Source organism: Acinetobacter sp. UBA3025, from assembly GCF_002367915.1.
Taxonomy (GTDB): Bacteria; Pseudomonadota; Gammaproteobacteria; order Pseudomonadales; family Moraxellaceae; genus Acinetobacter.
In genome coordinates this window covers 779-2,756 of the sequence record NZ_DFDO01000198.1, presented here as the reverse complement: position 1 = coordinate 2,756, position 1,978 = coordinate 779, and the positions used below count along the sequence as shown (strand labels likewise).

Sequence of the window (1,978 nt, the reverse complement as noted above, 5' to 3'; positions counted from 1 at the left end):
ACTCAAGGTGATGTCCTGATTATTATCAAGCAGTAGACTTTCTGCCATGCTCAGGATCTTCTCTTTACGAAGAAGGAAGTTCTGCTGTCTTACAGTAGTCGTCATTTTCTTGACTCATCATTTTAGAAAAGGAACCTACTAAGAATATGCTATTTTCACAGGTATAGCTATAAAACTAAGGTCGTGATATTTATCTAAATTTGTATATTTATTCAACATTTCTTGTAGAAAAAAGTCATATACAGCTGCGCTAAAAATATTGTCAAGAAAATTGAACCCTTGAGATCAACTTTGCTAAATAAAATTCCATTTTCAATATATTTGATTTATGGTTTTAGGGCATAAAGCTGAATCATATTTTCGTTTTAAACCCAGACCAGACAAGGTTTAGCGAAGTGAAGCCAGAGTCATTTTAACAGCTTAAATTTTTCATTCATCAATGGATTTAAGTTTTAATGATTCAGTAAATACCAGAGGTATAAAGTTTTTGATTTTAAATTTTATATCGCTAATTTATGTCAATGAATTCATCGCCAGATTAATTCGATATGATGATTTTTGAATGACATGCATGGATTCGAGCAAAAAGCCTCAAAATATTTTCTCGAATCCATAATGAAAAAATACTCAGTAACAGGATTGAGTATCACCATTTTAGGAAGTTGAAAATGCCGATTTATAATGCGCCGCTGAAAGACATGGAATTTATTTTAAATGATGTATTTCATGCTGAACAATTTTGGCAAGGTAACGAAAATCTTGCACATCTCGATATGGCGACTGCAAATGCGGTTCTGGAAGAAATGGCAAAATTTTCAAAAAATGTCATTCTTGATCTGAATCGTCCTGCAGATGAAGAGGGTGGTGCTCAGTTTAACAATGGTGTAGTGACGACACCCAAAGGTTTTAAAGAAGCGTTCAGACAGTTTGCCGAAGGTGGCTGGGTAGGCTTGGGTGCTCCTGAAGAATGGGGCGGACAAAACATGCCGAAGATGCTCACGGTTCTAGCGGATGAAATGATCTGGAGCACCAATCCATCTTTTATGCTTTATCCGCTATTAACGGTGGGTGCAGGTATGGCCATCAATGACCGCGCCTCACAGGAACAAAAAGAAACTTATTTACCAAAATTCTATACGGGTGAATGGTCGGGCACCATGTGCCTGACTGAACCACATTCCGGCACAGATCTTGGCATTATCAAGACTAAAGCTGAACCGAATGAAGATGGTTCATACAATATTACCGGCACCAAAATTTTTATTACCAGCGGCGAGCATGATCTGAGTGAAAATATCATTCACCTGGTACTGGCCAAAACCCCAAACGCGCCAGCAGGTTCACGCGGTATTTCCCTGTTTATTGTCCCTAAATTCCTGGTTAATGCCGATGGTTCACTCGGTGAGCGCAATGCGGTCGCTGCCGGTTCGATCGAACATAAGATGGGTATTAAAGGCTCGGCAACCTGTGTCATGAACTTTGATGGTGCCAAAGGCTATATGGTGGGTAATGAAAATGAAGGTCTGGCGGGCATGTTCGTGATGATGAACTACGAACGTTTGTCGATGGGGATTCAAGGCATTGGCGCGGCAGAATTTGCCTACCAGAATGCGGCACAATATGCGACGGACCGTTTACAGGGCCGTGCATCAACTGGTGCAAAATCTCCAGAAAAACCAGCCGATTCAATTCTGGTCCATGGCGATGTACGCCGTATGTTGCTGAATGTGCGTGCCAATAATGAAGCTTCTCGTGCTTTCGCAGTCTATGTCGGCCAGCAGCTGGATATTACCAAATACTCCACCGACCCTGAGGCGGTACGTAAAGCAACTGATCGTGTGGCTTTATTAACGCCTATTGCCAAAGCTTACCTCACCGATAAAGCACTGGATGCTGCACTTGAAGCACAAATGTGCTTCGGTGGTCATGGCTATATCCGTGAATGGGGCATGGAACAATGTATCCGTGACCTGCGCAT

At 41.6% G+C, this 1,978-nt stretch carries 1 protein-coding gene and 1 pseudogene; one reads left to right on the top strand and one right to left on the bottom strand.

Annotated features, from left to right (window positions below; all coding sequences use genetic code 11):
- Nucleotides 1-105, bottom strand: a pseudogene (locus tag B4J23_RS08255) (TetR/AcrR family transcriptional regulator); the annotation flags it as partial.
- A 563-nt stretch (nucleotides 106-668) separates the two neighbouring features.
- Here B4J23_RS08255 and B4J23_RS08250 point away from each other — a divergent pair.
- Nucleotides 669-1,978: acyl-CoA dehydrogenase family protein (locus B4J23_RS08250; RefSeq protein ID WP_291359896.1), on the top strand; the 1,310-nt coding region annotated here is incomplete at its 3' end.